The following is a 21,237-nucleotide window of genomic DNA, read 5'->3' as shown; positions in this document are numbered from 1 at the left end:
TGCGCCCGGTTGCGGCCCGATGTCAATAACGCTCGAGCTCGACCTGCATGTGGCGATAGCCGTGGACGAAGCTGGCGTTGACGCGCTCGGGCTCGGCCAGCACGTTGACGCGCAGGCGGCGCTTCTGCATTTCGGAGATCAGCGTCGTGAGCTGCAATTCGGCGACGCGCGCGCCGACGCAGCGGTGGATGCCGTAACCGAAGGCAAGGTGGCGGCGGGCGTTTTCGCGGTCGACGATGATCCGGTCGCCATCGGGAAAGACGCTTTCGTCGCGGTTCGCCGACGCATACCATAGCGCGATCTTGTCACGTTTTTTGATCTGGTGCCCGAACAATTCGGTGTCCTCGGTCGCGGTGCGCCGCATATGCGCGAGCGGGGTCTGCCAGCGCAGAATCTCGTGCATCGCGTTGACCGCGAGGTCGGGATCGTGATTCGCCTCGAGCTTCGCGCGCTCCTCGGGGAAGCTGTGCAGGCCATAGGCATAGGCCGACATCGAATTGCGCGTCGTGTCGTTGCCGCCGACGATGAGCAGGATGAGATTCCCCATGAACTCATTCTCGCTCATATGCTTCATCGCGTCGGACTGGAGCATGATCGAGATCAGGTCGTGCGGGCCGGGGTTCTGCGCCTTGCGGTCCCACAATTGCTTGAAGGCGGCGCCCATCTCGAACGCGGTGGCAAGGCGCGCATGGCGTTCCTCGACGGTGCTGAAGCTTTCGATATCGCCGAGCGCGTCGGACCAGCGGGTCAGATTGTGGCGATCCTCCCACGGAAAATCGAACAGGATCGCGAGCATGTCGGTGGTCAGCTCGATCGATACCTTCTCGACCCAGTCGAACGGCGTGCCGACCGGCAGCGTGTCGATCAGCGCCGCGGTGCGTGCCTGCGTGTCGGCGCGCATCCGGTCGGTTTCCGACGGGCCGAAGGCGGGGGCGACGGTGCGGCGCTGCGCGGTATGCTGCGGCGGGTCCATCGCGATGAACATCGGCATCGGCACATCGCCTTCCTGCAGATGATCGACCCCGTCGCCGGCGACGGTGATGCCGCCATATTCCCAGCTCGACGAAAAAATCTTGGGCAAAGCCTCGATATGCTGGATCGGCTTATAGGTCGTCACCGACCAATAGGGGCCGAATTTCGAATCCTCGCAATAATGGATCGGCGATTCGGCGCGCAGCCGGCGCATCGGTTCCTGCCAGCGATCCTCGCGCCATAGTTCGGCGCGGCTGACGTCGAGGGGATTGGCGGCGTCGGCTTCGACGCGGATCTGGGTGGCCATGGAGCACTCCTCTGCGTGGCCGTCGCGTGCGGCCGATTCCGTTGCAGAATGCCACTATTTACAGCTTTGTCAATGCGAGGTGCCCAGTATGGCGTCGCCCCCGCGGAGGCGGGAGTCGCTGGCGTTTTACGCTGTGCTGAAGGATCAGGCCGACAGCGGCCTCCGCCTCCGCGGGGGCGACGGCTATGACCGCTTTCGCCTCCAGAATTTGAGCCCGCCGCCGCTGCTGAGCACCCCGGCGCGGAACATCTTGACCGACAGATAGACGACCAGCGCGACCCAGATCGCCTGCCAGCCGAGCGCGAGCAGGTGAACGCCATGCCCTTCGTCGGTTGCGGCGCGCGCCGCCATCGCGAAGGGCGAGGAGAAGGGGAATATCTGCGCGAATGTCGCGAGGCTGGAGGTCGGCGCGCTCGCGGCGGCGGCCGACAGGCTGAACATGCCGACCTGGAAGATGGTGATCGGCAGGCTGAGCATCTGAATTTCGCGCACCGTCCCCGCCTGCGCCCCGACGCCGAGGAACACCGCGCCGAGCAGCAGGAAGGCCATGACGAAATAGGCGAAGCCGACGCCGATGAAAAAGGGCCAGCCGCTCGCCGGGGCGACCGCGAGCGCGGCGGCGGGCTTGCCCGCGGCGGCGATCGTCGCCGGGTCCAATTGCGTCGCCGCGACGAAGCCGCCGGCGATCGCGACGAGAATCCAGAAGGCGATGAACAATATCGCGACCCCGAGCATGCCGAGCAGCTTGCCGAGGAACACGCTTTCGAGCGGCACCGCGGCGGCGAGAATCTCGATCACCTTGTTGCCCTTTTCCTCGGCGAGCGAGCTGACCGTCTGGCCGGCGAGCAGCAGGGTCACGAGGAAAATGATGAACACCGCGCCGAACCCCAGCGACTGCTGTGCGGCGATGCTCGTCCCGCCGCGCGTGATCGCCTCGAAATGCGGCGCGATCGGCGGCGGCGCCCCGGCGACGCGGTTCTGCACCACCGCGCCCGCGAGCAGCGCGAGATAGCGGCCGGAGCTGCTCCCTGCCTCGCGCTCGACGATGCGCGGGGTCGCCAGCGGCCCGCTCATCACCGCATAGGTGTCGCTGCCCTTTTCGCGCGCGACCGCGACCGGATCGAGGGCCGCGCTCGCGACGCGGACTTCGAGCGTCGCGGGTTCGCGCGGCATCGCGGCGCGCAGGCGCGTGTCGGCGGCACGCAGCGCTTCGACATCGGCGGCATCGGCGATCGCGACGATGCGGCCGGCGCCGCGCGCGCTGTCGGCGAGCTGCGACGCGCCCATGCCCCCGGCCAGCCCCATGCCGACCATGAACAAAGGCGCGAGCAGGAACAGCAGGAAAGTCGGCGTCGCGACGATCGCCAGAAAGTCGCGGCGCGCGATGACGAGCAGATTCTTGAGGAAGGGAGTCATGCCGCGGCCTCCTCGATCGCGTCCGCTTCGGGGGCGTCGTCGAATTCGGCATCGACCTGGCGCACGATATGGACGAAGGCGTCGTGCAGCGCGGGGCGCGCGATCGACAGGCCCGCGACGCCATGACCGCTCGCGGTGATGCGCGCGAGCAGCGGCTCGACGTCGCTTTCCTCGATCGCGAAATGCCAGGCCTCGCCCTTGCGCGTCGCGGCGGCGGGGAGCAGCGCGGCGACGGCGTCGCTGCCGTCGCGCGGCGTGTAGCGCACCTGCATCGGCAGCAGCGCGCGCGCTTCGTCGACCGTCCCTTCAAAGCGGCGGGCGCTGCCCGCGATGATCGCCAGCCGGTCGCAGAGTCGCTCGGCGTGCGCCATGACATGGGTCGAAAAAAGGATCGTCGCGCCGCGACCCTGCTCGCGCCGGACGATCGTTTCGAGCCGCTCCTGATTGACCGGGTCGAGCCCCGAAAAAGGCTCGTCGAGGACAATCAGGTCGGGCGTATGGACGATCGACCCGATCAACTGGACCATCTGCGCCATGCCCTTCGACATCTTGCGGATTTTCTCGTCGATCACGCGTTCGAGGCCAAGCTCGGTCATGAAGATCGCGGCGCGGCGGCGCCCCTCGGACCAGTCGAGCCCGCGCAGCGCGCCCATGAAGGCGATCGCCTCGCGCGCCTTCATGCCGGGATAGAGGCCGCGCTCCTCGGGAAGATAGCCGATGCGGTGGCGCACCGTCCGCGGCTTGTGCCCGCCGAGCAGCCGGCTCGTCCCCTCGTCGGGATCGATGATGCCCAGCATCATGCGCAGGCTTGTCGTCTTGCCGGCGCCATTGGGGCCGAGCACGCCATAGATGCACCCCGCGGGAACTGTCAGCGACACCTGATCGACCGCCTTGAAGCTGTCGAAATATTTGGTGAGGCCGGTCGCCTCGACACTATAATCGGTCAAATGCTGGTCCCTGAGATTAAGCGTTGCCGGACTATGGCACGAAGATATCGATGCCGTATAGAGCGGCAATGGTTGCCGAAGCCTTGCCCCCCGTCCACGACGGAATCGAACCGCGACTCGAAGCCGTCGCCCGCGACCATGGCTTCGCGGCGTTCGGGATTGCGCGCGCCGACGCCGCGCCCGAAACCGCGGCGCGGCTGACCCGGTGGCTGGCCGAGGGCTGTCACGGCGACATGATCTGGATGGAAAGCCGCGCCGGGCAGCGCGGTTCGCCGCAAGGGCTGTGGCCCGAGGTCCGCTCGGTGATCGCGCTGGGGATGAGCTATGCCCCCGAACAGGATCCGCTCGCGCTTGCCGAGGTGCCGGACCGCGGCCGCATTTCGGTCTATGCGCAGGGCGCCGACTATCATGACGTCGTCAAACGCGCGCTGAAGGCGGTCGCGCGCTGGCTGGTCGCCGAGGCGCCGGGCGCCGAGGTCAAGGTGTTCGTCGACACCGCGCCGGTGATGGAAAAGCCGCTCGCCGCCGCCGCCGGGCTCGGCTGGCAGGGCAAGCACAGCAATATGGTCAGCCGCGAGCATGGCAGCTGGCTGTTCCTCGGCGCGATCTATACGACGCTCGATCTCGTGCCGTCGGCCGCCGCGCGCGACCGCTGCGGGAGTTGCACCGCGTGCCAGGATGCGTGCCCGACGCAGGCCTTTCCCGCACCCTATCGCGTCGATGCGCGGCGCTGCATCTCCTATCTCACCATCGAACATGACGGGCCGATCCCGGTCGAGCTGCGCCGCGCGATGGGCAATCGCATCTATGGCTGCGACGATTGCCTGGCGGTCTGCCCGTGGAACAAATTCGCCGATACCGCGGCGCGCCACCGCGCCTTCCTGCCGCGCGCCGAGCTGGCCGCGCCGTCGCTCGCCGACCTGCTCGCGCTCGACGATGCGGGGTTTCGCCAGGTGTTCGCGGGGTCGCCGATCAAGCGCATCGGGCGGAACCGCATGGTCCGCAACGCGGCGGTTGCGGCGGGAAACAGCGGCGATCCCCGGTTCCGGGCGCGACTCGAGGAACTGCTGGGCGACGAATCGCCGATGGTGGCCGACGCGGCGGCATGGGCACTCGATGAATTGACGTCATGATGCCTCGTTGCTTCGCGCCTCGCAATGACGGGCTTTTACCGCCGCAACGCCGTGATGCAGCTATCGACATTGGCGTCGCGCCCGTCGGGGGTGCGCGCATCGACATAGGTCGCGATCGGCTCGGCGCCCTGTTTCGGCGCGTAATAATAGATATCGAGAATGCAGGGCGACCCTGCGAATTGCAGTTTGCGGCCCATGCCTTCGCTGACGTCGAGCCGCGGCTTGCCGAACAGCGACAGCGCGGCGTTCGCCGCATGGCCGACCAGGCTGTTGTTCTGGGTGATGCGCGGCGGGGTCGGTGGCGGGACGGGCCGCGCCGCGGGTGCGGTGGGGCGCGGCACCGCGGCCCCCGCGCAGCCGCCAAGCGTGGCGGCGAGCGCCGCGATGGCGAGCGGCCTCAAATATCTCGTCATGTTTCCCCATCCCTGAGATGCAACAGGTGGACGGCCATAGCCGCGCCGATGATCGGGGCCAACAGATTGGCGACGGGCACCAGAAAGCTTGCGGCGGACAGTGCGCCGAGCGACCAGCGCGCGCCGCGGCCGAGCGGCGGCCGGTCGGGATGGCGCGCGCGCACCATCGCCTCGAGGTCGCGGCCGAGCAGCGCGGCGTTGAGGGCGAAGGCAAGCAAAGGCGCGCCGACCGCGGTGAACAGCAGCAGGATATAGAGCGGCAGCGCGACCAGGTTCACCGCGATCAGCCGTGCGACCGAAGCAAGGCCGAGGCGCAGGCTTTTGGCGAAACGGACCGGCACCGCGCGCGCCGCCGCGGCCGGATAGTGCCGCCCCTCGATATCGGCGACGATGCCGTCGGCGAACAGCCCGACGACGAGGATCGCGACCGCGCGGAACAGCAGCCAGCTTACCGCGATCAGCAGCAGGGCGACCAGCACGCCAGCCATGTCGAGTTCGACGCCGTCCAGCCATTCCCAATGCTCGAGCGCCCAGCGCGCGGCGAGGAAAAGCGCCGCGCCCGCGACGGCGAAGACGAGCAGGGTCAGCGCGAGGCTCGCCGCCAACACCCGCAGCACGCGCGGATGCGGCAGATCCTTCAGCGCGAGCAGCAGGGCGTGGACGGCGCGGGCCATAGGGTAGGGATGGCGCGCCGATGGGCCGCGCGTCAAGCGTCGCGCTTGCCTTGGCGCGCCGCCGCCCGTAAAGGCGCGCGCAGCTTTTCCCATCCAGAACAGGAATTTTCATGGCCTCCACCGCCCGTTTCGATGTCGTCGCGATCGGCAATGCGATCGTCGACGTGATTGCCCGCGCCGACGATGCGCTGATCGCGGCCGAGGGCCTTGCCAAGGGGTCGATGCGGCTGATCGATGCCGAGGAGGCGGCGCGGCTTTATACGGCGATGGGCCCGGCGGTCGAAATGTCGGGCGGCTCGGCGGCGAATACGCTCGCCGGGATGGCGGCGCTCGGCCAGCGCTGCGCCTTCATCGGCCAGGTCGCCGACGACCAGCTCGGCCAGGTCTTTACCCACGATCTGACCTCGCTGGGGGTTGCCTTCGAGACGCCGCCGCTCAAGGACAGCGACCCGACCGCGCGCTGCCTGATCTTCGTCACCCCCGACGGCCAGCGGACGATGAACACCTTCCTCGGCGCGTCGCAGAATCTGGGCCGCGATTCGCTTGCCCCCGCGCTGATCGCCGATGCCGACATCCTCTATCTCGAAGGCTATTTGTGGAACGCCGATGCCTCGCGCGCGGCGATGGCCGAAGCGATCGGCCTTGCGCGCGGGGCGGGCCGCCGCGTCGCCTTCACCCTGTCCGACACCTTCGTCATTGCGGCGCATGGCGAGGATTTCCGCCGCATGATCGCGGCGCGCGAGATCGACATCCTCTTCGCGAACGAGGCGGAACTGCTCGAACTCGCGCAAGAGCAGGATTTCGAAACGGCGCTGGCCAGCGTTGCGGCCGACGTGCCGCTGCTCGTCGTGACGCGCAGCGAAAAGGGCGCGGTCGCGGTGGCGAACGGCGAGCGCGCCGCGGTCCCGGCCGAGCCGATCGATCATGTCGTCGACACCACCGGCGCGGGCGACCTGTTCGCGGCGGGCTTCCTCGCCGGGCAGGCGCAGGGCCGGGCCATCGCCGATTGCCTGACGATGGGGGCGGTCTGCGCGCGCGAGATCATCGCGCAGGTCGGCCCGCGCGCCCAGACCGACCTCAAGTCCAAGGTCGCGACGCGGGTCGGGTAAGGCGCAAAAATTGTGCGTCCCCACGAAGGCGGGGATCCATCTCCGGCCGGTTCCATTTTGCACCGACCGGTGATGGGCCCTCGCCTTCGCGGGGGCACGCAAATTATCCAGCATAACGAGGATGCGATTCAGGCGGCGGGTTCCGCTGCCTCCGGATGCTTGCGGAACAGCGCGCGGTCGGCGGGGCCGAAGCCGCGCGTCCAGATCAGCCAGGCATAGATGCCGAGAATGACCGGGACGCCGATCAGCAGTTCGGCCCATTCGGGAAGCTTCGTCGCGCCCCAGCCGAGCACCGCCGCGCCCCCGGTCGCCCAGACGAGCGCCCAGCGCAGGCTGTTCACCGGCGCGCCGAGCACCTTTGCGAGCAGCCGCGCCTTGACCACCGAGGCAAAGCCGAGCGCGAGCATCAGCGCCAGCGCGACCGCCGCCGCATAGGTGATGGGGTCGAGCCCCATCGACCGGGCAATGAGGATCAGCACGACGCTGAGCACCGCCTGTAGCGCGAGGGTCGCGAGGCTGATGAGCAGGTTGCGGTGGCGCGCGACATAGACGAGCGCGGCTTCGCTGACGACCGCGGTCGCCGCGACGACCTCGGCCGCGAGCAGGAAGGCGAGGGCGCCGGCGCCGCCGACGAATTGCGGACCGACGAGGCCCATCACCGCTTCGCCGGGAATGCCGAGCGCGAGCGCGATCCCCGCCTGCGCGGCGATGATCCAGAAACCGACCTGGCTGACCTGCGCGGCGATCGCGCCCAGGCGGTTTTCGGCGAGATTGCGGGTGATCACCGGGCCGAGAATCGGCTCGAAGCTGGTCTTGAGCTTTTGCGGCAGCGAGGCGACCTGCTGCGCCATATAATAAATGCCGTAGATCGTCGGCGAGGTGAACTGGCCGAGGATGAACAGGTCGAGGCGGCGCGTTCCCCATTCGATCGCATCGGCGGCGGCGAGCGGCGCGTTGCGGCGGGCAACCATGATCAGGTGCGACGGCTGCGGCCGCCAGACGCCGGGGCCGCCATAGTGGCGGATCATCGGGATCAGCGCGGTCAGGAATGCGCCGACCATCGCCGCGGCATAGGAGAGCATCAGCCCGTCGCGCGGCGACACATACCAGAAACCGGCGGCGGCGATGCTGATCACCCAAGGTTCGACGACCGCGCGCGCGCGCACCGTCGCGCCGATATCGAAGCGATAGGCACAGGCGGCGAGCGCGACGTCGGTGCCCGCGATCGCAAAGACGAGCAGCGCCATCCAGCGGTCGGTGCTGTCGATGTCGCCCGCCGGAAACATGATGTGCGGCAGGAGAAGGAGGATCGCCGAACCGATCGCCGAGGCGAGGAAGGCGACGAACATGCCGTCCCACACGACGTGGCGATGATCGGCCCCTTCGGCGCTGAGCTGTTCGGCGAGGCCGCGCTTGAGGCCGAGCGTGGCAAGCTGCGCGACCAGTTCGATGACGAGGACGGCGAAGGCGAAGCGTCCGACCGCTTCGGGCCCGTACCAGCGGCCCGCGAAATAGAGAAAGGGCAGGCGCGCGACGAGGCGCATGATGAAACCGAGGAAATTGGTGCGCCCACCCTTGGCGAGCGCGGCGGTATCGGCGTCAGCCAGCGCAGGCTCGGCGGATGCGGGGCTGCGCGCGGTCGCGCTGTCCGTCTGGCTCAAGCCTTGCGCCCCTTCCGTTGTTCCCCGGCGACCCGTCTAGCGCGCGCGGGGGGGGCAGGCAATTGCGATAGGCTGGTCATCGCCCCTCGGGTCGCAGCGGGCGGCTGAGCAGAGCCTGAATGGCTTCGCCCGCGCGGATGTCGCCGGCAACGAGCCGGGCGACCGCGTCGGTGATCGGCATCTCGATGCCGTCGGCGCGCGCCGCAGCGGCGATCACCGGGGCGCTGAACGCGCCTTCGGCGACGGTGCGGCGGTCGGCCATCAATGTTGCCGCGTCGGCGCCGCGCCCCAGCCCTTGCCCCAGCGCGAAATTGCGCGAGTTGGACGAGGTGCAGGTGAGGACGAGGTCGCCGAGCCCGGCGAGCCCCGCGAGGGTGTCGGCCTGGGCGCCGCGCGCCAGCCCGAAGCGCGTCATTTCGGCGAAGCCGCGGCTGATCAGCGCGGCGCGTGCGTTGAGTCCCAGCCCGGCGCCATCGACGATTCCACACGCGATCGCGAGGATATTCTTGACCGCGCCACCGATCTCGGCGCCGATCATGTCGGTCGACACATAAGGCCGGAAATGCGGGCGGGCGAGCGCCTGCGCGAGCGCTTCGGCGGTCGCGGTGTCGGCGGCGGCGAGCGTGATCGCGGTCGGCAGGCCGGCGGCGACTTCGTGCGCGAAGGTCGGGCCCGACAGCACCGCCAGCGGCCGGTCGGAACAGACATCGCGCGCGATGTCGATCGGAAAGGCAAAGCTCTGTGCCTCCATGCCCTTGCTGCAAAAGATCAGCGGGGCATGGCCGGCGGGCAGGTCGGCCAGCACCGCGCGCAGAAAAGGAACCGGGACGACCACGAGCAGCGCATCGCACGCCGCGAGGTCGGCCAGATCGCCGGTCGCGACGAGCGAAGGCGACAGGCTGGCGCCGGGGAGGAAAAGCGGGTTGCGATGCTCGGCATTGATCGCCGTGACGACCGCATCTTCGCGCGCCCAGAGGCGGACGGGAGCACCTTCGGCGGCGAGCAATTGCGCCAGCGCGGTGCCCCAGGCGCCCCCGCCGACCACCCCGAAGCGGCTGTATGACGTCATGCCTTCACTCCGGCGCCGCGCACCGCCTCGGCCCCGGCGTCGAGCGGCCAGCGCGGCCGCGCCGCGATATCGAGCGGGTCGGTCAGTCCTGCGGCGAAGCGCTCGGCACCCGCCCAGGCGATCATCGCGCCATTGTCGGTGCACAGCCACAGCGGCGGTGCGACGAAGGCCTTGTCGAAGCGGGCGGCGAGATCGGTGAGCGCGGCGCGAATCGCGCCATTGGCGGCCACTCCGCCCGCGACGACGAAGGCGGTGGCGTCGGGGCAGGCGGCGAGCGCGATGCGGCTGCGGTCGACGAGGCAGTCGACGACCGCCTGCTGGAAGGAGGCGGCGAGGTCGGCGACGCGATGCTCGCCGCTCGCGGCGGCGCGCGCGACGGCGCTCTTCAGCCCTGCGAAGGAGAAATGCGGCTCGGCGCTGCCGACGAGCGGGCGCGGGAGCGCGACCGCCTGCGGGTCGCCGTCGCGCGCGATGCGCTCGACCGCCGGACCGCCGGGATAGCCGAGCCCGAGCAGCTTCGCGGTCTTGTCGAAAGCCTCGCCCGCCGCGTCGTCGATCGTCGTCGCGAGGCGGCGATAATCGCCGACCCCCTTGACGAGCAGCAACTGGCAATGGCCGCCCGAGACGAGCAGCAGCAGATAGGGAAATGCGAGCGACGGATCGGCGAGCCGCGGGCTCAGCGCATGACCTTCGAGATGATTGACCGCGATCAGCGGCTTGCCCGCGGCATGCGCGAGTGCCTTGCCGGTGACGAGCCCGACCATCACCCCGCCGATCAGACCCGGCCCCGCGGTTGCGGCGATCGCATCGACCGCGGCGAGCGTTACGCCTGCGTCGGCCAGCACGCCCTCGACGATTGGCGCGAGGCGATCGACATGCGCGCGCGCGGCGATTTCGGGGACGACGCCGCCATAGGGTTGATGCTCGGCCTCCTGCCCCGCGACGCGGTGGGCGAGAATGCGCCGTTCGCTATCGACGAGCGCGGCCGCGGTTTCGTCGCAGCTAGATTCGAGGCCGAGGATAAGGGACATATAAGTCGCTCCCTTACGCGGGCGAAGGGCCGGGGGGCAAGCGGCGGTGTTGGGGAGATTCGCGCAGAGGCCGCAGAGAAGAAAGAAAGATAGTTCACGCGGAGACGCAGAGACGCGGAGAAGAAGGAGAAGAAAGAGTATCGGGCCGCCAGGCCCCTTGTCCAAGGACGCCGCATTTTGGAGCTGCGTTGGAGATGGAAAGGCCGCTTCGCGGCAGAGCGCGCCTTTCTCCGCGTCTCCGCGTCTCCGCTTGAACAAAATCTCTGCGCACTCCGCGGTCTCTGCGCGAATCCTTCATCTTCCCTTTGCCACCCTTAGGCCTTAGCAGGCGCGCATGGCTTCGATCCCGCTACCCACGCCCGCAAACCCGCTCCGTATCGGCACGCGCGCGTCGCCGCTGGCGATGGCGCAGGCGCATCTTGCGGCGGCGGCGCTCATCAAAGCGCATGATCTGAACCCCGATGCGCTCGATATCGTGCCGATGACCGCGACCGGCGACCGGATTCAGGACCGCGCGCTGGCCGAGGTCGGCGGCAAGGCGCTGTGGACGCGCGAACTCGACGCTGCGCTCGACGCCGGGACGATCGATATCGCGGTGCATAGCCTGAAGGACGTCGAGACGCTGCGCGACCCCCGCTTTGCGCTCGGCGCGATGCTCGAGCGCGCCGATCCGCGCGACCGGCTGGTCGTGCGCGCGGGGCTCGACGCTCCGACCATCGCCGACCTGCCGCGCGGCGCGCGGCTGGGGACGAGCAGCCCGCGCCGCGCGGCGCAGGTGAAGCGGCTCCGCCCCGATCTCGTCACGACGCTGCTGCGCGGCAATGTCCAGACACGGCTCGCCAAGCTGGCCGCCGGCGATGCCGACGCGACCTTGCTCGCCGCGGCCGGGCTCGAACGGCTCGCCATGCCCGATATCGGGCGCGCGCAGCCGATCGACCTGCTGCTCCCCGCGGCGTCGCAGGGCGCGATCGGGATCGACGCCCGCGCCGACGATGCGGCGACGCTCGCGCTGCTGAAGGCGGTCGACCACGCCCTGACGCACCGCGCGGTAATGGCCGAGCGCGCGCTGCTTGCGGCGCTCGGCGGCGATTGCCGGTCGCCCGTCGCCGCGCATGCGCATTGGCAGGCGGGCGGCCTGCTGCGGCTCGACGCCGAAATCTATTCGGACGACGGCGCCGCGCATGTCGCGGGCCATGCGATGGTGTCCGGCGAAAGCGATGCCGCCGCGCTCGCGCACCGGCTGCTCGGCGAAGCCCCCGACGCGGTGCGCCGCCTGTTCGCGGCATGACCGGCCATCTGCCGCTTGTCGTCACGCGCCCCGACCCCGGCGGCGCGGCGACCGTCGCACGGGCGCGGGCGGCGGGCCTCGATGCCCGGCCCATGCCGTTGTTCGCCGCGCGCGCGCTGGCCTGGTCGCCGCCCGATCGGGCCGGGTTCGACGCGCTGCTGCTGACGAGCGCGCAGGCGGCGCGGCTCGGCGGGGCAGGATTGGCCGCACTGGCGGCGCTGCCGGTTTGGGCGGTGGGCGAGGCGACGGCCGCCGCCGCGCGCGCCGCGGGGCTGACCGTCGCCGTCACCGGGCCCGGCGACGGCCAGGGCCTTGTCGACGCCATGGCGGCAGAGGGTCCGGCGCGGCTGCTGTGGCTGTGCGGGCGCGACCGCTCGACCTTCGGCGCCGCGGGAATCGCGATCACCCCGCTTCCCGCCTATGCGGTCGATCCCATTCCCCCGCCGCCGGGTTGGGACGCGCTCGTCGCCGCGCCGGCGGTGGTGATGGCGCATTCGGCGCGCGGCGCGGCGCGGATCGCCGAACTCGTCGGGAGCGGGCGTAAGCATTTGACCTTGCTGGCGATCAGCGCTGCCGTCGCGTCCGCCGCGGGCGAAGGCTGGGCCGAAAAGGCGATTTCGTCACGCCCCGACGACGCGGCAATGTTGGCAGAGGCGCATGCTTTGTGCCACAAGGGACGCTGACAGGGTCGTTCGAAAGAGACACATGACAATCGACAGCATCGAACGGGCTCCGCCGACCAACGGCGAGGCCCCGGTGAAAAGGCTTTCGTTGCGCGCGCTCTTCGTCAGCGCGGTCATCCTGCTGATCGTCGGGGTTGTCGGGGGCGGCTGGGCGATGAGCCGCTGGCTCGCCAGCGACACGCCGCCGGTGACCAGCGTGACCGATACGCCTGCTTCCGGCGGCGTGCTCAAGATCGTGAGCGATGGCACGGATCCCTCGCTGGCCGCGCAGCCGGTGGTCGTCGCGCCGATCGACGGCGCCGATGCGCTCGCCGCGCGCGTCGCCGAACTTGAAACACGCCTTTCGCGCATCACGCTCCAGGCCGAGTCGGCCTCGGGCAATGCGTCGCGCGCCGAGGGGCTGCTCGTCGCTTTCGCGGTGCGTCGCGCGCTCGATCGCGGCCTGTCGCTCGGCTATCTTGAGGCGCAGCTGCGTCTGCGCTTCGGCGACGATCAGCCCAATGCGGTCAAGACGATCATCGAAACCTCGCGCGAGCCGGTGACGCTCGAACAGCTTCGCGCCGAACTCGATGTGATCGCCCCCGAACTGGTCGGACGCAGCGGTGACAAGGGCAGCCTGTGGACCGGCATCAAGCGCGAGATCGGCGAATTGTTCGTGGTGCGGCCCGCGGGAACGCAGTCGCCCCGCGCCACCGAGCGGCTCGATCGCGCCCGCCGCTATCTGACGAGCGGCATGGCGGACAAGGCCATCGTCGAGGTCGCGGCGATGCCCGGCGCGGCGGCGGCGAGCGAATGGCTGATCGATGCCCGGCGTTACAATGAGGCGCGGCGTGCGCTTGACCTCATCGAGACGGCGGCGATATTGGAACCGCGCGACGGTCCGGCCGTCGCCGCGGCCCGCACGGCGACCGCGACCACCCCGTAACGCGTGCCCCGACGGGGTCGCGTCCAAGAGAAAGCGCGACCCATGGCCCTCGCCGATCCACAGCGCATCGAGGCGCTTGATCCGTTCGACCCGCTTCAGCTCGCCGATCAGCTCAGCGAAGAGGAGCGGATGATCCAGGGCGCCGCGCGCGCCTATGCCGAGGGCGAGCTGCTGCCACGTGTCACCTCGGCCTTTCTCGAAGAGCGGTTCGACCGTGCGATCATGTCCGAAATGGGCGCGCTCGGCCTGCTCGGCGCGACGATCGATCCCGCATATGGCGGCGCCGGGCTGAACTATGTCAGCTATGGGCTGATCGCGCGCGAGGTCGAGCGGATCGATTCGGGCTATCGGTCGGCCTGCTCGGTGCAAAGCTCGCTCGTGATCCATCCGATCAACGCCTATGGCAGCGACGAACAGAAGCGCAAATTTCTGCCCGGCCTGATCTCGGGCGAGCTTGTCGGCTGCTTCGGCCTCACCGAACCCGACGCCGGCAGCGATCCGGGCGGGATGCGCACCCGCGCCGAAAAGATCGCGGGCGGCTATCGCCTCAAGGGCGCGAAGATGTGGATCACCAATGCGCCGATCGCCGACGTTTTCGTCGTCTGGGCGAAATCCGACGCGCATGACGGCGCGATCCGCGGTTTCCTGCTCGAAAAGGGCATGAAGGGACTGTCGGCGCCGAAGATCGAGGGCAAGGTGAGCCTGCGTGCCTCGATCACCGGCGAGATCGTGATGGACGGGGTCGAGGTCGGCGAGGATGCGCTGCTGCCGCATGTGTCGGGGCTGAAAGGGCCGTTCGGTTGCCTCAACCGCGCGCGCTACGGCATCGGCTGGGGCGCGATGGGCGCGGCCGAATTCTGCTATGAAGCGGCGCGCGGCTACACGCTCGAGCGCAAGCAGTTCGGGCGCCCGCTCGCGGCGAATCAGATCGTCCAACTCAAGCTCGCCAACATGCTCACCGACATCGCGATGGGCTTGCAGGCCGCGCTGCGCGTCGGGCGCCTCATCGACGATGGCCGCCTGATTCCCGATGCGATCAGCCTGCTCAAGCGCAACAATTGCGGCAAGGCGCTCGATATCGCGCGCGTCGCACGCGACATGCACGGCGGCAACGGCATTTCGGCCGATTATCATGTCATCCGTCACGCGGTGAACCTGGAGACGGTGAACACCTATGAGGGCACGCACGACGTCCATGCGCTGATCCTCGGCCGCGCGATCACCGGCATCAGCGCTTTTTCCTGAGATGATGAAACCCCTCGAAGGCCTGCGCGTCGTCGAACTCGCGCGCGTGCTCGCGGGGCCGTGGAGCGGGCAATTGCTCGCCGACCTCGGCGCCGAGGTGGTCAAGGTCGAGCGGCCGGGGGGCGGCGACGACACGCGCGAATGGGGCCCGCCTTTTGTTACCGGCGCCGACGGGTCCAATCTGAGCGCGGCCTATTATCACAGCTGCAACCGCGGCAAGCGGAGCGTCGCGATCGATATCGCAAGCGCGGAGGGTCAGGCCGAGGTGCGCGCGCTGCTGGCGGGCGCCGATGTGGTGATCGAGAATTACAAGGTCGGCGGCCTCGTCAAATATGGGCTCGACCCGGCGCGGCTGCGCGCCGATTTCCCGCGGCTGATCGTCTGTTCGATCACCGGCTTCGGCCAGACCGGGCCTTATGCGCACCGTGCGGGCTATGATTATATCGTCCAGGCGATGAGCGGCTTCATGTCGCTGACCGGCGAGCCCGACGGCGCGCCGCAAAAGGCGGGAATCGCCTATGCCGACATCTTTACCGGCATGTATGCGACCGTCGCGATCCTGGCCGCGCTGCGACGTCGTGACGTCACCGGAGAGGACAAGGGTGGGGGCGCGCATATCGACATGGCGCTGCTCGACGCGCAGGTCGCGGTGCTCGCGAACCAGGCCGCCAATTATCTGGCGAGCGGAGTGGTGCCGAAGCGGATGGGCAATGCGCATGTCAATGTCGTGCCCTATCAGGTGTTTGCGACCGCCGACGGGCAGCTCGTGATCGCGGTCGGCAACGATGGCCAGTATCGCAAGCTGTGCGCGATCCTGGGGGTGCCCGAATGGGGCGGCGATCCGCGGTTCGCGACCAACGCCGCCCGGCTCGCCAACCGCGCCGAGCTGATCCCGCTGCTCGCGGCCAAGATCGCAGGCTGGGATGCGCAGCCGCTGTCGCTCGCGCTCGAGGCCGACGGTGTGCCCGCGGGGCCGATCAACGATCTCGCCGGCGTCTTCGCCGACCCGCAGGTTGCCGCGCGCGGGATGCGTTTTCGCCCCGAGGGCGCGGCGATCGACGGGGTCGCCAGCCCGATCGTCATCGACGGCGAGCGCATGGTCGCGGCCACCGGCGCGCCGCCGCTGAGCGCATAGAAAAAGGGGCGCCCTGGCGGACGCCCCTTTCCCCCTTTTTTCACGGTGCGTCCGGTCAGAATTTGACCGTGCCGGTGACGAAGACCTGGCGCGGATTGCCGTAGAAGGCGGTTTGAATGCCTTCCTTGCCCAGCGTCGAGCCCCCGGCGGCGTTCTGATAATTATAGCCCGACGTAATATACTGCTTGTCGGTCAGATTCTTGCCGTGGAGGCCGATCGAATAATTGCCGCTGTCGGCGGTCCACACCAGGCTGGCATCCCACAGGACATAGCCCGGCTGGTCGAGCGCCGGGATCGGCACCTCGAACTGGTGGGTCAGGCTGCGATAGGTGAGGCCGGTGGAGGCATCGATATTGCCGCCCATCGCCGGGATGCCCGCCGCGATCGACCCCGACACCGTCCATTTCGGCGTGTTCTGGAAAGTGCGCTGGTCGGCGACGTCGGCGCCGGTCGGGCCGATGAAGCGCTTATACTTGGCGTCGATAAAGCCGAGCGCGCCGTTGAAGCGGAAGGTCGAGCCCGCGCCCGCGAAATCGCGCGCGAGAATCGCGGTGGTTTCGGCCTCGATGCCTTGCAGCCGTGCCTTCGCCGCGTTGGTGGTGATGCCGCAGAAGCTCTGGATGCCGCCGACGAGACAACCGACCGAGCCGGGAATCTGGACGTCCTTATAATCCATGTAGAAGCCCGCGAGGCTCAGCGTCAGGCGGCGGTCGAGCAGCGATCCCTTGTAGCCGATTTCATAGCTGTCGACCTTTTCGGGGTCGAAGGCGAGGAAGTTGAAGATGTCGTCATAGCTGGGCGCCGCCGGTGGATTGCTGCTCGGCGCCGAGGTGCCCGATCCGCGCGGGTCGAAGCCGCCGCCCTTGAAGCCCTTTGAATAGGAGGCGTAGACCATATTGTTGGCGTCGGGCTTGAAGCTCAGCGAGGCGCGCGGCGTGAATTCCTTGAAGGTGCGGTCGCCGCGGAAGTTGGTCGCGATCGCGATCGCGATCGGATCGAGCGTGCCGCCGAATTCGGGCGACAGGCCGGTGATCCGCGTTGCCTTGTAGACGAAGGCGCCCCGATGATCGTTGGTATAGCGGCCGCCGACCGACAGGCTGAGCTGATCGGTGAAATCATAGGTGAAGTCGCCGAACACCGACCAGGTCTTGGTCCGCACATCGCCCGCGGTATAGGCATTGAGGCCGGGGAAGCCGATCGGAGCGCCGGTCAGGCCGAGCAGCACGTCGAACGAGGTCGCGGCCTTGGCGTCGAGATAATAGAAGCCGACGAGGCCGTGCAGCCGGTCGTGTTCATAAAGAAGCTGGAATTCCTGGCTGAGCTGCTCGTTGCGATAGACGGCGGGGACGTCGACATCGACCGACGGCAGCGCGTCGAAATCGATCGGGGTAAAGCTGGTGTCCTTGCGCCACGCGCTGATCGACCGCAGCGTCAGCGTGTCGGTTAGTTCGGCCGAAACATTCATCGCGAGGCCATAGGCCTTCACATCCTGCTTGGGGTCGTTGAGCCCCGCGCGCGTGTCGTAGACGTCGTCGAGGACGGGGGCGCCCGAAACCAGGCCCGGGATCAGGCGGTGGCCGTTGCGCGGGTCCGACTTGTCGCGGGTATAGTCGCCCGAGATGCGGATCAGCACCGGCGCGCCATTGCCGCCGAGTTCGATCGTGCCGCGCCCCGCCCACACGTCCTTGTTGTAATTTTCCAGACCCTTGATGGTCAGATTGTCGCCGAAACCGCCGCGCGACAACCGCGCGACCGAACCGCCGACGCGGACGATGTCGCTGATCGGCGCGCTCGCGGTGACGACGAGGTCGGCCTGGTTATAGGTGCCGAGCGTGCCGCGGATGCGCAGTTCGGGCGAATCGGGATTGAGCGCGCGGGTCACATATTTGACCGCGCCGCCGATCGTGTTGCGGCCATAGAGCGTGCCCTGCGGCCCGCGCAGCACCTCGATCCGCTCGACGTCGTAGATGTCGAGCACCGCGCCCTGCGGCCGGTTCAGATAGACGTCGTCGAGATAAAGGCCGACCCCCGCCTCGAAGCCCGGCACCGGATCCTGCTGGCCGACGCCGCGGATGAAGGCGGTCAGCGTCGAATTGGTGCCGCGCGAATTTTCGAGCGTCGTGTTCGGCGCCATGTTGGCGACGTCGGTGATGTCGATCGCGCCCGCCTTCGCCAGCGCATCGCCCGACAGCGCGGTGACCGCGATCGGCACGTCGATCAGCCGCTCGTCGCGGCGGCGGGCGGAAACGATGATCTCGTCGCCGTCATTGTCGGCGCTTGCGCTCTGCTGGTCGCTGGCGTCCTGCGCGTGGGCGGCGGGAACGAAAGCGAGCAACGAAAGCGCGCTCGTCGCATGAAGGACGGGGCGCAGCGAACGGGCGAAAGGACGCATGAAAACTCTCCCATGTGCGGGAGGCCCCTCGCCGCCCGCTACTTTTCTGGGGCTCGGTCTTGCCAAGCCGCGAGGGGGCCTATAATGAAACATGAACCAAGTTTCAACTTGGAATCTGCTTCGGTCGTTTTTTGCTTGCCAGTGGTGCCGAAATGCCACGATGCAGCAAAGCGCCGAGCCAAGGGGGAACGGGAAGGCACGATGGATCAGCCGCAACCAGCGCCAGGATCGCCGGGGTCGCCAGAGGCGGGCGCGGCCGCCGATAGCGAAAGCCGCGACAAGACGCCGCGCACCGAACGCGGGCGCCGCACGTTGCGCAAGCTGCTCGACGCGGCGGCGGTCGAGTTCGGCGAGCGCGGGTTTCACGACGCCTCGATCAGCGCCATCACCCGCCGCGCCGGCACCGCGCTCGGCAGTTTCTACACCTATTTCGATTCGAAAGAGGAAATTTTCCAGGCGCTCGTCCGCCACATGAGCGAGCTGCTGCGCGACCATGTGACGCCCGAGGTGCAGGCGGCGCCCGACGAGATCAGCGCCGAACATATCGGCCTGTTGTCCTTCCTCGGTTTCGTGCGCGAGCATAAGGAAATCTATCGCATCATCGACGAGGCGGAATTCGTCGATTACGCCAGCTATCGCCGCCACTATGAAACGACGGTCGAGCGCATGCGCCAGCGGCTCGAAGCGGGCGCGGCGCGCGGCGAGATCCGCGCCGACGCGAGCGAAGTCCATGCCTGGGCGATCGCGGGCATGAACGTCTTCCTCGGCATGCGCTATGGCCTGTGGGACGAGACCGCCGACATCGGCGAGGTCGCGCGGATCGCGAACGACATGCTCGCGAACGGGCTGGGGAAGCGGGATTGATCGGGCGTCACCCCGGATCAAGTCCGGGGTGACGAGGATAGCTGGGGTTGCGACCGGCCGAATGCCGCCGTCGGCCTTGCGCAAGATTGCCAGCGGCCCCGCCTTCGCGGGGACGACGGGCTATCGCGAAATCAGGAAGATCGCATGCTCGGCGCGCCAGCTTGCGGCGGCGTCGCTGGTCGGCTTGTCGCCCGACAGATACCAGGCCTGTTCAACCTTGATCCCCTTGCCGCCGACAAGATCGCGAAAATCGCTGACCGTCACATGGTGGATGTTCGGCGTTTCGTACCACGCGACCGGCAGCAGTCGCGTCACCGGCATCCGTCCGTTCCACAGCAAGGCGAGCCGCACCCGCCAGTGCGCGAAATTGGGGAAGCTGACGAACGCGCGCGGCGCGATGCGAAGCAGTTCGTCGATGATGCGGTCGGGGCGCTCGGTCGTCTGGAGCGTCTGCGACAGGATCGCATAGGCGAAGGCATCGTCGGGATAATCGGCGAGGTCGCGGTTCGCGTCGCCCTGCACGACCGACTGGCCGCGCGCGATCGCCGCGGTGACGTTGGCGGGATCGATCTCGAGCCCGCGGGCGTCGACGCCGGCATCGCGCAGCGCCGCGATCAGCGTTCCGTCGCCGCAGCCGACGTCGAGGACGCGCGTGCCGGTCGGCACCGCGCCGGCGATGATCGCCAGGTCGGGGCGCAGCGTCACGGCGTCAGTCCTCCGCCTTCAGCGCACCCGCGACGAGGCGGTCGAGCGCGGGGACGTCGAGGAGGAAGCTGTCGTGGCCGAAGGGCGCCGACAGCTCGACGAAGCTCGCCGCGGCGCCGACGCTTTGCAGTGCCTGGACGATGCGGCGCGATTCGCTGGTCGGATAAAGCCAGTCGGTGTCGAAGCTGACGAGAGTGAAGCGCACGTCCTTCGCTCTCGCGAAGGCGCCCGCAAGCTGCCCGTCGTGCGGCTCGGCGAGGTCGAAATAATCCATCGCGCGGGTGATGTAGAGATAGGCGTTGGCGTCGAAGCGGTCGGTGAAGGCGAGCCCCTGGTGCCGCAAATAGGATTCGACCTGGAAATCGGCGTCGAAGCCGAAGCTCTTGATGTCGCGCGCCTGCAGGCGGCGGCCGAATTTCTCGGTCAGCCCGGCTTCGGACAAATAGGTGATGTGCGCCGCCATCCGCGCGACCGCGAGACCCTTGGCGGGGGCGCAGAATTTGTCGTAATAATCGCCGTCCTGCCAGTCGGGATCGGCCATGATCGCCTGCCGCCCGACTTCGTGAAAGGCGATGTTCTGCGCCGAATGGCGCGCCGCGCTGGCGATCACGATCGCCGAGGCGAGGCGTTCGGGACAGGCGGCGGTCCAGGCGAGCGCCTGCATCCCGCCCATCGATCCGCCGATGACGGCATGAAGGCGATCGATACCGAGATGATCGAGCAGCATCGCCTGCGCGCGCACCATGTCGGCGATCGTGATGACGGGGAATTTCATGCCGAGCGGGGTGCCGGTCGCGGGGTCGGGGGTCGCGGGGCCGCTCGTCCCCATGCAGCTTCCCAGCACATTGGCGCAGATCACGAAATATCGGTCGGTATCGACCGGCTTGCCCGGCCCGACCATGCGCGCCCACCAGCCGGGCTTGCCCGTCGCGGGATGCTCGCTTGCGACATATTGGTCGCCGGTCAGCGCGTGGCAGACGAGCACCGCGTTCGACCGGGCGGCGTCGAGCGTGCCATAGCTTTGATAGGCGATCGTCACCGACGGCAGCGTCTGGCCGCTGTCGAGCGGCAGCGGCGCGCCGATCGTCACGCTCTGATGCTGAATTTCGTGGAGCAGGCTCGCCATCGTGCGGCGGGGCTAAGCGGACGGACGGGGGCTGTCAACGATTGGGGAGGGTTCACGCGGAGACCCGGAGACTCAAAGGAAGGGGGGAACAGCAGGGGGCAGGTTTCGCCCTCCCACGCGAATCCCTTCAACAAACTGGACT

General features: G+C 68.5%; 19 protein-coding genes. 8 read left to right on the top strand and 11 right to left on the bottom strand.

Annotation, left to right across the window (positions count from 1 at the left end; genetic code table 11):
• Positions 1–22 precede the first annotated feature (22 nt).
• From CVO77_RS10835 to CVO77_RS10825, 3 genes are all read right to left on the bottom strand, one after another.
• Positions 23–1,279: a cytochrome P450 gene (locus CVO77_RS10835; RefSeq protein ID WP_105999067.1), complete on the bottom strand. Its 1,257-nt coding sequence runs from the start codon at positions 1,277–1,279 to the stop codon at positions 23–25.
• 183 nt (positions 1,280–1,462) lie between these two features.
• Entirely contained in the window at positions 1,463–2,695 is a 1,233-nt protein-coding gene (locus CVO77_RS10830; RefSeq protein ID WP_105999066.1) for an ABC transporter permease, read from the bottom strand.
• Positions 2,692–3,642 (bottom strand): ABC transporter ATP-binding protein, encoded by a 951-nt coding sequence (locus CVO77_RS10825; protein ID WP_105999065.1) that lies wholly within the window; start codon positions 3,640–3,642, stop codon positions 2,692–2,694. The genes CVO77_RS10830 and CVO77_RS10825 overlap by 4 nt, the downstream gene beginning before the upstream one ends.
• Before the next feature lie 68 nt (positions 3,643–3,710).
• On the opposite strand from CVO77_RS10825, the gene queG reads away from it, so the two are divergent.
• Positions 3,711–4,775 carry a tRNA epoxyqueuosine(34) reductase QueG gene (gene queG / locus CVO77_RS10820; RefSeq protein ID WP_105999064.1) on the top strand — a complete coding sequence of 355 codons (1,065 nt, stop codon included), beginning with the start codon at positions 3,711–3,713 and terminating at the stop codon, positions 4,773–4,775.
• A gap of 35 nt (positions 4,776–4,810) precedes the next feature.
• Here the strand turns inward: queG and CVO77_RS10815 are convergent, their stop codons facing one another.
• On the bottom strand, positions 4,811–5,188 hold the full coding sequence (locus CVO77_RS10815) for a hypothetical protein (RefSeq protein ID WP_105999063.1): 378 nt from the start codon (positions 5,186–5,188) through the stop codon (positions 4,811–4,813).
• Positions 5,185–5,862 carry an EI24 domain-containing protein gene (locus CVO77_RS10810; RefSeq protein WP_105999062.1) on the bottom strand — a complete coding sequence of 226 codons (678 nt, stop codon included), beginning with the start codon at positions 5,860–5,862 and terminating at the stop codon, positions 5,185–5,187. The genes CVO77_RS10815 and CVO77_RS10810 overlap by 4 nt, the downstream gene beginning before the upstream one ends.
• 110 nt (positions 5,863–5,972) lie before the next feature.
• Between CVO77_RS10810 and CVO77_RS10805 the strand changes: the two genes are divergently transcribed.
• Positions 5,973–6,971, top strand: coding sequence for an adenosine kinase (locus tag CVO77_RS10805; protein ID WP_105999061.1), 999 nt, complete (start codon positions 5,973–5,975; stop codon positions 6,969–6,971).
• A gap of 128 nt (positions 6,972–7,099) precedes the next feature.
• Here the strand turns inward: CVO77_RS10805 and CVO77_RS10800 are convergent, their stop codons facing one another.
• The 3 genes from CVO77_RS10800 to tsaD all read right to left on the bottom strand — a co-directional run bounded on the left by CVO77_RS10800 (position 7,100) and on the right by tsaD (position 10,732).
• The gene (locus tag CVO77_RS10800; protein WP_192878817.1) at positions 7,100–8,632 is read right to left on the bottom strand and encodes a lipopolysaccharide biosynthesis protein; all 1,533 of its coding nucleotides are present in this window, start codon (positions 8,630–8,632) and stop codon (positions 7,100–7,102) included.
• Between the two features lie 76 nt (positions 8,633–8,708).
• Positions 8,709–9,701 (bottom strand): NAD(P)H-dependent glycerol-3-phosphate dehydrogenase, encoded by a 993-nt coding sequence (locus CVO77_RS10795; protein WP_105999060.1) that lies wholly within the window; start codon positions 9,699–9,701, stop codon positions 8,709–8,711.
• Entirely contained in the window at positions 9,698–10,732 is a 1,035-nt protein-coding gene (gene tsaD, locus CVO77_RS10790; protein ID WP_105999059.1) for a tRNA (adenosine(37)-N6)-threonylcarbamoyltransferase complex transferase subunit TsaD, read from the bottom strand. Before tsaD ends, CVO77_RS10795 begins: the two co-directional genes overlap by 4 nt.
• 334 nt (positions 10,733–11,066) lie before the next feature.
• Between tsaD and hemC the strand changes: the two genes are divergently transcribed.
• The 5 genes from hemC to CVO77_RS10765 are packed head-to-tail and all read left to right on the top strand — an operon-like array spanning position 11,067 to position 16,008.
• Positions 11,067–12,020 (top strand): hydroxymethylbilane synthase, encoded by a 954-nt coding sequence (gene hemC, locus CVO77_RS10785; protein ID WP_105999058.1) that lies wholly within the window; start codon positions 11,067–11,069, stop codon positions 12,018–12,020.
• A complete protein-coding gene (locus CVO77_RS10780) occupies positions 12,017–12,703 on the top strand; it encodes a uroporphyrinogen-III synthase (protein ID WP_105999057.1) in 687 nt (228 codons plus the stop codon). The genes hemC and CVO77_RS10780 overlap by 4 nt, the downstream gene beginning before the upstream one ends.
• A gap of 22 nt (positions 12,704–12,725) precedes the next feature.
• Entirely contained in the window at positions 12,726–13,628 is a 903-nt protein-coding gene (locus CVO77_RS10775) for a hypothetical protein (protein WP_105999056.1), read from the top strand.
• Positions 13,629–13,670: 42 nt separating this feature from the next.
• Entirely contained in the window at positions 13,671–14,873 is a 1,203-nt protein-coding gene (locus CVO77_RS10770; protein ID WP_105999055.1) for an acyl-CoA dehydrogenase, read from the top strand.
• A 1-nt stretch (position 14,874) separates the two neighbouring features.
• Complete coding sequence (locus CVO77_RS10765) at positions 14,875–16,008, top strand: CaiB/BaiF CoA transferase family protein (RefSeq protein WP_105999054.1); 1,134 nt, start codon at positions 14,875–14,877, stop codon at positions 16,006–16,008.
• Positions 16,009–16,063: 55 nt separating this feature from the next.
• Here CVO77_RS10765 and CVO77_RS10760 read toward each other — a convergent pair whose 3' ends face one another.
• Complete coding sequence (locus CVO77_RS10760; protein WP_105999053.1) at positions 16,064–18,400, bottom strand: TonB-dependent receptor; 2,337 nt, start codon at positions 18,398–18,400, stop codon at positions 16,064–16,066.
• A gap of 201 nt (positions 18,401–18,601) precedes the next feature.
• Between CVO77_RS10760 and CVO77_RS10755 the strand changes: the two genes are divergently transcribed.
• Entirely contained in the window at positions 18,602–19,264 is a 663-nt protein-coding gene (locus CVO77_RS10755; protein ID WP_105999052.1) for a TetR/AcrR family transcriptional regulator, read from the top strand.
• A 120-nt stretch (positions 19,265–19,384) separates the two neighbouring features.
• Here CVO77_RS10755 and metW read toward each other — a convergent pair whose 3' ends face one another.
• Together metW and metX are read right to left on the bottom strand one after the other, a co-directional pair.
• A complete protein-coding gene (metW, locus tag CVO77_RS10750) occupies positions 19,385–19,969 on the bottom strand; it encodes a methionine biosynthesis protein MetW (protein ID WP_105999051.1) in 585 nt (194 codons plus the stop codon).
• A 4-nt stretch (positions 19,970–19,973) separates the two neighbouring features.
• On the bottom strand, positions 19,974–21,095 hold the full coding sequence (metX, locus tag CVO77_RS10745; RefSeq protein WP_105999050.1) for a homoserine O-acetyltransferase MetX: 1,122 nt from the start codon (positions 21,093–21,095) through the stop codon (positions 19,974–19,976).
• Between the last annotated feature and the right edge of the window lie 142 nt (positions 21,096–21,237).

Origin of the sequence: Sphingopyxis lindanitolerans (assembly GCF_002993885.1) — a bacterium.
Lineage (GTDB): Bacteria > Pseudomonadota > Alphaproteobacteria > Sphingomonadales > Sphingomonadaceae > Sphingopyxis > Sphingopyxis lindanitolerans.
Note: the sequence above shows the minus strand (reverse complement) of the source record. Positions and strands in the feature narration are given on the sequence as shown.

Bases quoted from the DNA above. Each gene is read 5' to 3' on its own strand.
- CVO77_RS10830 (WP_105999066.1), bottom strand. From the start codon at position 2,695: ATGACTCCCTTCCTCAAGAATCTGCTCGTCATCGCGCGCCGCGACTTT.
- CVO77_RS10760 (WP_105999053.1), bottom strand. From the start codon at position 18,400: ATGCGTCCTTTCGCCCGTTCGCTGCGCCCCGTCCTTCATGCGACGAGC.
- CVO77_RS10835 (WP_105999067.1), bottom strand. From the start codon at position 1,279: ATGGCCACCCAGATCCGCGTCGAAGCCGACGCCGCCAATCCCCTCGAC.
- CVO77_RS10775 (WP_105999056.1), top strand. From the start codon at position 12,726: ATGACAATCGACAGCATCGAACGGGCTCCGCCGACCAACGGCGAGGCC.
- CVO77_RS10805 (WP_105999061.1), top strand. From the start codon at position 5,973: ATGGCCTCCACCGCCCGTTTCGATGTCGTCGCGATCGGCAATGCGATC.
- tsaD (WP_105999059.1), bottom strand. From the start codon at position 10,732: ATGTCCCTTATCCTCGGCCTCGAATCTAGCTGCGACGAAACCGCGGCC.
- CVO77_RS10765 (WP_105999054.1), top strand. From the start codon at position 14,875: ATGATGAAACCCCTCGAAGGCCTGCGCGTCGTCGAACTCGCGCGCGTG.
- CVO77_RS10795 (WP_105999060.1), bottom strand. From the start codon at position 9,701: ATGACGTCATACAGCCGCTTCGGGGTGGTCGGCGGGGGCGCCTGGGGC.
- CVO77_RS10815 (WP_105999063.1), bottom strand. From the start codon at position 5,188: ATGACGAGATATTTGAGGCCGCTCGCCATCGCGGCGCTCGCCGCCACG.
- hemC (WP_105999058.1), top strand. From the start codon at position 11,067: ATGGCTTCGATCCCGCTACCCACGCCCGCAAACCCGCTCCGTATCGGC.
- CVO77_RS10770 (WP_105999055.1), top strand. From the start codon at position 13,671: ATGGCCCTCGCCGATCCACAGCGCATCGAGGCGCTTGATCCGTTCGAC.
- queG (WP_105999064.1), top strand. From the start codon at position 3,711: ATGGTTGCCGAAGCCTTGCCCCCCGTCCACGACGGAATCGAACCGCGA.
- CVO77_RS10810 (WP_105999062.1), bottom strand. From the start codon at position 5,862: ATGGCCCGCGCCGTCCACGCCCTGCTGCTCGCGCTGAAGGATCTGCCG.
- metX (WP_105999050.1), bottom strand. From the start codon at position 21,095: ATGGCGAGCCTGCTCCACGAAATTCAGCATCAGAGCGTGACGATCGGC.
- CVO77_RS10755 (WP_105999052.1), top strand. From the start codon at position 18,602: ATGGATCAGCCGCAACCAGCGCCAGGATCGCCGGGGTCGCCAGAGGCG.
- CVO77_RS10780 (WP_105999057.1), top strand. From the start codon at position 12,017: ATGACCGGCCATCTGCCGCTTGTCGTCACGCGCCCCGACCCCGGCGGC.